Origin of the sequence: Xanthomonas sp. SHU 308, assembly GCF_000364645.1 — a bacterium.
GTDB classification, from domain to species: Bacteria; Pseudomonadota; Gammaproteobacteria; order Xanthomonadales; family Xanthomonadaceae; genus Xanthomonas_A; species Xanthomonas_A sontii.
In genome coordinates this window covers 1-7713 of record NZ_AQOK01000019.1, presented here as the reverse complement: position 1 = coordinate 7713, position 7713 = coordinate 1, and the positions used below count along the sequence as shown (strand labels likewise).

The 7713-nt window shown below is 69.9% G+C and carries 7 protein-coding genes; 6 read left to right on the top strand and 1 reads right to left on the bottom strand.

Annotated elements, in window-relative coordinates:
• The 5 genes from D588_RS23740 to D588_RS0101020 form a co-directional block, all read left to right on the top strand.
• On the top strand, positions 1-230 hold a 230-nt coding region (locus D588_RS23740), incomplete at its 5' end, for a hypothetical protein (RefSeq protein ID WP_043082956.1).
• A gap of 389 nt (positions 231-619) precedes the next feature.
• Complete coding sequence (locus tag D588_RS0101035) at positions 620-1225, top strand: GNAT family N-acetyltransferase (RefSeq protein ID WP_017914663.1); 606 nt, start codon at positions 620-622, stop codon at positions 1223-1225.
• Entirely contained in the window at positions 1222-2106 is an 885-nt protein-coding gene (locus D588_RS0101030; RefSeq protein WP_017914662.1) for a carbon-nitrogen hydrolase family protein, read from the top strand. The genes D588_RS0101035 and D588_RS0101030 overlap by 4 nt, the downstream gene beginning before the upstream one ends.
• Positions 2107-2268: 162 nt before the next feature.
• Complete coding sequence (gene gltX, locus D588_RS0101025) at positions 2269-3675, top strand: glutamate--tRNA ligase (RefSeq protein ID WP_017914661.1); 1407 nt, start codon at positions 2269-2271, stop codon at positions 3673-3675.
• A gap of 16 nt (positions 3676-3691) precedes the next feature.
• Positions 3692-4180 (top strand): transcriptional repressor, encoded by a 489-nt coding sequence (locus D588_RS0101020; protein WP_017907264.1) that lies wholly within the window; start codon positions 3692-3694, stop codon positions 4178-4180.
• Positions 4181-4313: 133 nt separating this feature from the next.
• Here the strand turns inward: D588_RS0101020 and rtcR are convergent, their stop codons facing one another.
• On the bottom strand, positions 4314-5924 hold the full coding sequence (gene rtcR / locus D588_RS0101015) for an RNA repair transcriptional activator RtcR (RefSeq protein WP_017914660.1): 1611 nt from the start codon (positions 5922-5924) through the stop codon (positions 4314-4316).
• Between the two features lie 184 nt (positions 5925-6108).
• Here rtcR and D588_RS0101010 point away from each other — a divergent pair, with 184 nt between their 5' ends.
• Positions 6109-7656, top strand: coding sequence for a TROVE domain-containing protein (locus D588_RS0101010; protein ID WP_017914659.1), 1548 nt, complete (start codon positions 6109-6111; stop codon positions 7654-7656).
• Positions 7657-7713: the final 57 nt, after the last annotated feature.

Here is a 7713-nt window from a genome sequence, read left to right as displayed (position 1 = left end):
TGGCGTTCCTGGCCGGCGCGCTGCAGGCGCGTGCGGCCTTGCCGGGCGATGCCGCGCCGTGGCGCTACTGCCCCTGGCGCGCGGTGCGCCGCGATCCGGCCTGGGCGATGGACGTGGAGCGGTGCGGGGACACGCCTGCGCCGGGGTTCGTGACCTGGGAAGCGGAAGGCCGCGCGCGCTTGCTGGTGCTGCCGGCACAGGCCGCGCTGCTGTGCCGCTGGTGGCGCTGAGGCAGGGCAGCCGCATCGATCGCTGCCACGGCGGGCGGATCGGTCGGATGGTCATCGGCCATTGATGGCAGAAACACCGACGGTGGCGGGACGGATGCCGCCACGGGTCACAGGACGGGCAGGGACGCCCACGCAGGGACGCTGCAAGGGCGCACGCAAGCGCATCGCCCAGGCAGCTAGCGCAAGGAGGCGCTTGCGTCACAGGACGGGCAGGACGCTCACGCAGGGAGGCGGCAAGGGCGCACACGCCAAGGCGCCGCAAGCAGGTCAAGGAAGCGCGTGCGCCACAGGACGGGCAGGACGCCCGCGCAAGGACGCGGCAAGGAGGCACATGCAAGGGCATCGCCAGGCAGGCAGCGCCAGGGAAACGCTTGCGGTAGAGTGCACGGATGCACTCTCCGCTCTCCATTCAGCGCCTGCGCGGCGCCGGGATCGTGCCGTTCCTGGACGCGGTCGCGCAGCTGCGCATCGTGGTATTCCGCGACTGGCCCTACCTCTACGACGGCGACCTCGGCTACGAACGCGAGTACCTGGCCGCCTATGCGGCGTCGCCCGACAGCGTGTTCGTGCTGGCGCGCGACGGCGAGCAGGTGGTCGGGGCCTCCACCGGGCTGCCGCTGGGCGACGACACCGAGGCGTTCGCCGCGGCCTTCGCCGGCAGTGGCATCGACCCGGCCGAGGTGTTCTATTTCGGCGAGTCGGTGCTGTTGCCGCAGTATCGCGGGCGCGGCGCCGGCCATGCCTTCTTCGACGAGCGCGAGGCGCATGCGCGCGCGCTCGGTCGCTTCCGCCTGACCGCGTTCTGTTCGGTGGAGCGGGCGCCCGACGACCCGCGGCGACCGCCGGACTACCGTGGCAACGACGTGTTCTGGCGCAAGCGCGGCTATCAGCCGCAGGCTGCCTTGCGCATGCATCTGCCGTGGAACGAGGTCGACCGCGGCGAGACGCCGCATACCCTGGGTTTCTGGACCCGCGCGCTGGAGCCTGCCGCATGAAAGTCGCCGTCGCCAAGTATCCGATCGGCGCGCCCGCCGACTTCACCGCTTTCGCCGACAAGCAGGCCGCCTTGCTCGGCGAGGCCGCGCAGGCCGGCGCGCAGCTGGCGGTGCTGCCGGAGTACCTGTCGCTGGAACTGGCCGCGACCTTCGGCGCCGAGGTGTCGGCGCGGCTGCCGGCCTCGCTGGCGGCGATCCAGGCACTGCATGCGCCGTACCTGGCCCTGTTCGCCGACCTGGCGCGGCGCCATCGCCTGCACGTGGTTGCCGGCAGCTTCCTGCTCGACATGGGCCAGGGGCGCTACCGCAACCGCGCCTACTGGTTCACCCCGGGCGGCGGCCACGGCTGGCAGGACAAGCTGCAACTGACCGGCTTCGAGAAGGCCACCGGCCTGATCGACGGCGGCGAGGCGCTGAAGGTGTTCGAGGCCGAGGGCGTGCGCGCCGGCGTGGCGGTCTGCTACGACAGCGAGTTCCCGCTGCCGGTTCGCGCACAGTACGAGGCCGGGGCGCGGCTGCTGGTGGTGCCCAGTTGCACCGACACCGAGGCCGGCGCCACCCGCGTGCGCGTGGGTTGCCTGGCGCGGGCGCTGGAGAACCGCATCTTCGTGGCCCAGTCGGTGACCGCCGGCGTCGCCGAGTGGAGCCCGGCGCTGGACGTGAACACCGGCGAGGCCACGCTGTACGCGCCGATGGACGCCGGCTTCCCGGCCGACGGCATCGTCGCGCAGACCCATGGCGAGCAGGTCTGGGCGATCGCCGAGTTGGACTTCGCCGCGTTCGAGGCCAGCCGCGCCAACGCACAAGTGGCCAACGACCGCGATTGGCGCGGGCAATTGGCGCCAGCCGTGCTGCGCGCGGAGCTGAGTCGCTTCGCATAGGAGCGTTTCCCGCAACGTGCCGCGCCTCGGCGCGCGATGCCCTGTTCCCGGGGCGAGACGCTGCTTTACCAATCCCGAATCACCAATCCCCAATCCCGCGGCGCCAGCAGGCGCCGCCCCGGCAAGGTAAAATCGCCCGATTCCCGTCGTTTCGAGCGTTCCATGGCCTGCCGCACCCGTTTTGCCCCCAGTCCCACCGGTTATCTGCACATCGGCGGCGCGCGCACCGCGCTGTACTGCTGGCTGGAGGCGCGCCACCGCGGCGGCGAATTCGTGCTGCGGATCGAGGACACCGACCGCGAGCGCAGCACCCAGGCGGCGATCGACGCGATCCTGGAGGCGATGGAGTGGCTGGGCCTGGACTATGACGAAGGCCCGATCTACCAGACCCGGCGCCTGGACCGGTATCGCGAGGTCGCCGAGCAGTTGCTGGCGCAGGGCCAGGCCTACTACGCCTACGAGACCCGCGAGGAACTGGACGCCATGCGCGAAGCGGCGATGGCGCGGCAGGAAAAGCCGCGCTACAACGGCGCCGCGCGCGAACTGAACCTGCCGTACCGCGACGATCCCAACCGGGTGATCCGCTTCAAGAACCCGACCGAGGGCGTGGTGGCGTTCGACGACCTGATCAAGGGCCGCATCGAGATCGCCAACAGCGAACTGGACGACATGGTGATCTTCCGTCCCGACGGCTACCCCACCTACAACTTCGCGGTGGTGGTGGACGACTGGGACATGGGCATCACCGAGGTGATCCGCGGCGACGACCACATCAACAACACCCCGCGGCAGATCAACATCTACCAGGCGCTGGGCGCGCCGGTGCCGAAGTTCGCGCACATGCCGATGATCCTGGACGAGCAGGGCGCCAAGCTGTCCAAGCGCACCGGCGCGGCCGACGTGATGCAGTACAAGGACGCCGGCTATCTGCCGCACGCGCTGATCAACTACCTGGCGCGGCTGGGCTGGTCGCACGGCGACCAGGAACTGTTCGGGCGCCAGGAGCTGATCGACCTGTTCGACGTCAAGGACGTCAATTCCAAGGCCGCGCGCCTGGACATGGCCAAGCTCGGCTGGGTCAATCAGCACTACCTCAAGAGCGACGACCCGGCGACTATCGCGCCGCAGCTGGAGTTCCAGTTGCGCAAGCTCGGCATCGACCCGGCCGCCGGCCCGGCTGCGGCCGAGGTTGTGGTGGCGCTGCGCGAGCGCGTGCAGACGCTGAAGGAAATGGCCGAGAAGGCCGAGGTCTGGTATCGCCCGCTGACCCGCTACGACGACGCGGCGGTGGCCAAGCATTTCAAGCCGGGCGCCGAACTGGCGCTGGGCAAGGCTCGCGAACTGTTGGCCGCGCTGCCGCAGTGGAGCCTGGATGGCGTCGCCGCCGCGCTGCACGACACTGCCGCCGCCCTGGAGATCGGCATGGGCAAGGTGGCGCAGCCGCTGCGCGTGGCCATCACCGGCACCCAGGTCAGCCCGGACATCTCGCAGACCGTGTACCTGGCCGGTCGCGAGGAGGCCTTGAAACGCATCGACGCCGCGCTCATCAAGATCCCAGCGGGAAGCTGATTCCCGGGAGACCGCCATGTCCAGCAAGAAGACCGCCTGTACCGAGCCGCACCACCACGTCCACGACGCTGCCGACTTCGTCAAGGTGGTGGAGCGGGTGAGTCGCGAGCGCGGTCTGCGCCTGACCCCGATCCGCGCCAACGTGCTGCGGCTCATCGCCGAGGCCGGGCGCCCGGTCAAGGCCTACGACCTGCTGGAATGGGTGCGCGAAGGCAAGGGCGTGGGCGCCGACGCGCCGCCCACGGTGTACCGCGCGCTGGACTTCCTGATGGCCAACGGCTTCGTGCACAAGCTCGAGTCGGTCAACGCCTTCGTCGCCTGCCATCACCCGAGCAGCGCCCAGCATTCGGTGCCGTTCCTGATCTGCGACCGCTGCCACAGCGCGGTGGAGCTGGAGGACCGCGACGTGGTCAGCCAGCTGGAGCAGCGCGCCAAGGCGCTTGGGTTCCAGCCGCAGGCGCAGACCCTGGAAGTGCACGGGCTGTGCGCGAAGTGCGCGGGCTGAGCCTGGCGCGCGCCGCAGGGCAGGGTGCTGGCGCCCGGTGCGACGCCGGTCCACCTGATTTCTGATCCGCTTCCGGCCGGCCAGTCGGCCGCGCCGCGCGACCAGGCGCAAGTCACAGGCGTGCCCGCCTGGCTCAGTCCTGCGCCGCGGCGCGTCCACCCTCGCGCACCTGCTCCCAGTCCAGGCCGAACCGCGCCAGGTACTTGCGCAGGCGGTCGGCGTCGTTGGTGCTGGCGCGTTGCGTGCGGGACACGGCGAACAGTTCGCGTCCGGCCTGCGACAGCGACTTGGCGGTCGCGCAGACCCGTACCACGTCTTCCAGTTGCACGCGCTCGAAGCGATCCAGTTGCGCCGCCGCCTCGCCGAGCAGGGCGTCCAGCGGCGAGGGCGGGGTGCCGTCGCGCCATTGCCGGCGTAGGCGCGCGATTTCCTCCTCCACCAGTTCGAGTTGGATGCGCCCGGCATTGGCCAGCGTCGCCAGGCGCATCACCGAGGCGCTGAGGTCGCGGAAGTTGCCGGACCAGCGCGCCTCCGCGCCGGTGGCGAAGGCAAGGTAGCGGCTGCGCGCCTCGCGATTGAAGGTCACCCGCTGGTGCTGCTCGCGCGACCAGCGCTCCAGTTCGAAGTCCAGGTTCGGCTCGATGTCCTCGCGGCGTTCGGCCAGGCCGGGCAGGTGGTAGGTCCACAGGTTCAGGCGCGCCAGCAGGTCCTCGCGGAAGCGGCCCTGCGCGACGTGCTGGTGCAGGTCGCGGTTGGTGCCGGCGATCAGCTGGAACTCGCTCTCCACCTCGCGGTCGCTGCCGACCGGCAGGAAGCGCTTCTCCTCCAGCGCCCGCAGCAGCATGGCCTGCTCGTCCAGGCCCAGTTCGCCGATCTCGTCGAGGAACAGCAGGCCCTGGTGGGCCGAGCGCAGCAGCCCCGGGCGGTCGCTGACCGCGCCGGTGTAGGCGCCCTTGGTATGGCCGAACAGCGCGCTCATGGCGCCGTCGCCACGCAGGGTGGCGCAATTGACCTCGACGAAACGCCCCGGCAACTGGTGCTTGAGTTTCTTCAGTTCGAACACGCGCTTGGCCAACTGGCTCTTGCCGGCGCCGGTCGGCCCCATCAGCAGCATCGGCGCCCTGGAGCGGGTGGCCACGGTCTCGATCTGTTCGATCATGCGGTTGAACGCCGCATTGCGCGTGGCGATGCCGCTCTTCAGCAGTGCGCGGTCCTGCAATTGCTGCTGGTGGAAGCGCTGCGCGATGCGGTCGTAGCGCGACAGGTCCAGGTCGATCACGGTGTAGGCGCCGGCCTCGCCGCTGCCCTGTTTGCGCGGCGGCGAGGTCTGCAGCAGGCGCCCGGGGAAGTGCCGGCTCTCGGTCAGCAGGAAGCCGCAGATCTGGCTGACGTGGCTGCCGGTGGTGATGTGCAGGTAGTAGTCCTCTTCGTCCGGGCGGAACGCGTAGCCGGCGAAGAAGTCGTGCAGGGTGGCGTAGACCCCCTCGAAGTCCCAGGGATCGGCCAGGTAGGTGTCGTGCAGCCGCACCTGTGTGCCCGGCGAGACCTGGCCCAAGTCCTCGCTCACCAACTGCGCCAGCTTCTGGTAGCGGCGCAGGTCGGTCAGCAGCTCCAGGCGGCTGAGCAGGAAGTCCTCGTGCATCCCCAGCGCCACGGTCGGGCGCCACTTCTCCCAGCGTCCGGGGCCGCTGCCCGCATCCAGCTGGGTGCCGAGCATGCCGAACACCACCTGTGGTCTGTCCATATCCATCCTTATAAGAATGTCGCTGAAGTTATAGGAATATCCGGTACTGGGCAAGCGGCCAATTCTTCCTGATCAGGGATTTCTTCTTTCCAATCAATGAAATAGACGGAGCCTGGCAAAGTTGGCACGGCCATTGCGATATCTGGGCATCACCAACGCGGGCCGTTCCCGCCAGGAGCCTGACATGGCCAACCTCTCTCTGTTCTCGTCATCGCGTGGCGCGCTGCTGCCGCCGGCGACCGTGCGCAACGACGCCGGTGGCGCCGCCTATGCGCGTTCGCCGCAGGCGGCGCTGGCGCTGTATGCGGCCACCGGCTGCTTGAACGGCACGTTCTATGCGGGTGCCGAGGTGCAACTGCAGCAAGTACTCGGGCTGTGCGCGCAGGTCGATCCGGCCTTCGTCGCGCAGACCGCGATCTACGCACGCCAGGTCGCGCACATGAAGGACATGCCGGCATTGCTGTTGGCCACGTTGACCACCCGCGATCCGGACCTGTTCGCACGGGCCTTCCCGCGCGTGATCGACAATGGCCGCCTGCTGCGCAACTTCGTGCAGATCGTGCGCAGCGGGCAACTCGGGCGCAAGTCGCTGGGGTCGCGGCCCAAGCGCCTGGTGCGGCAGTGGCTGCAGCAGGCGTCGGCGCAGACCATCGTGCAGGCGGCGATCGGCCAGCAGCCGTCGTTGGCCGATGTGATCCGCATGGTTCACCCGAAGCCGGCCGATGCCGAGCGCGAGGCGCTGTACGCGTGGGTCGTGGGCAAGCCGTACCGCGAGGACGCGCTGCCGGCGATGCTGCAGGCGTACGAGGCGTTCAAGCGCGCACCGTCGGGGCCGTTGCCGGAGTTGCCGTTCCAGTACTACACCGCCCTGCCGCTGACCGCGGCGCATTGGGCGGCGCTGGCCCGGAACGCCTCGTGGCAGACCTTGCGCATGAACCTCAACACCTTCGCGCGGCATGGGGTGTTCGAGGACAAGGCGATGGTGGCGCAGGTGGCGGCACGCTTGCGCGATCCGGCGCAGATCCAGCGCGCTCGGGTGTTCCCGTACCAGTTGCTGGTGGCCAGCACCGCGGCCAGCCAGTTGCCGCCGCAGATCGGCGAGGCGCTGCGCGACGCGATGGAGATCGCGACGCGGCAGGTGCCGCGGCTGGACGGCAAGGTGGTGGTCGCGGTGGACGTCTCCGGGTCGATGGCCGCACCGGTGACCGGCTTCCGCCGCGGCGCCAGCAGCAGCGTGCGCTGCGTCGATGTGGCCGCGCTGATCGCGGCCTGCGTGCAGCGGGTCAATCCGCGCGCCACCGTGTTGCCGTTCGACACCGAGGTGCGGTCGCTGCGCTTGCGGCAGCGCCAGGACGTGATCGCGCAGGCGCAGCAACTGGCCGCGTTGTGCGGTGGCGGGACCAGCGTCAGCGCGCCGCTGCTGCAGTTGAACGCGCAGCGTGCGCCGGTGGACCTGCTGGTGCTGGTGTCGGACAACGAGAGCTGGCGCGACACCCGTAGCGGTGCGACCGCGACCATGCAGGCCTGGGCCGAATTGAAGGCGCGGTGTCCGCAGGCGCGCATGGTCTGTATCGACCTGCAGCCGGTGGCCACCAGCCAGACGGTCGAACGCGACGACATCCTGCATGTCGGCGGCTTCAGCGACGCGGTGTTCGACCTGCTGGCCACGTTCGCGGCCGAAGGCGCCGGCGCCAAGCGCTGGGTCGAGCGGATCGGCTCGATCGTGGTGTGAGGCCTTGAAGGAACGTGTTACCCGGCGGGCAATGGGGCCCGCCGGGCTGCGGGAGAA

Coding starts and splice junctions, on each gene's coding strand:
- D588_RS0101020 (WP_017907264.1), top strand. CDS start 3,692: ATGTCCAGCAAGAAGACCGCCTGTACCGAGCCGCACCACCACGTCCAC.
- rtcR (WP_017914660.1), bottom strand. CDS start 5,924: ATGGACAGACCACAGGTGGTGTTCGGCATGCTCGGCACCCAGCTGGAT.
- D588_RS0101010 (WP_017914659.1), top strand. CDS start 6,109: ATGGCCAACCTCTCTCTGTTCTCGTCATCGCGTGGCGCGCTGCTGCCG.
- D588_RS0101035 (WP_017914663.1), top strand. CDS start 620: ATGCACTCTCCGCTCTCCATTCAGCGCCTGCGCGGCGCCGGGATCGTG.
- gltX (WP_017914661.1), top strand. CDS start 2,269: ATGGCCTGCCGCACCCGTTTTGCCCCCAGTCCCACCGGTTATCTGCAC.
- D588_RS0101030 (WP_017914662.1), top strand. CDS start 1,222: ATGAAAGTCGCCGTCGCCAAGTATCCGATCGGCGCGCCCGCCGACTTC.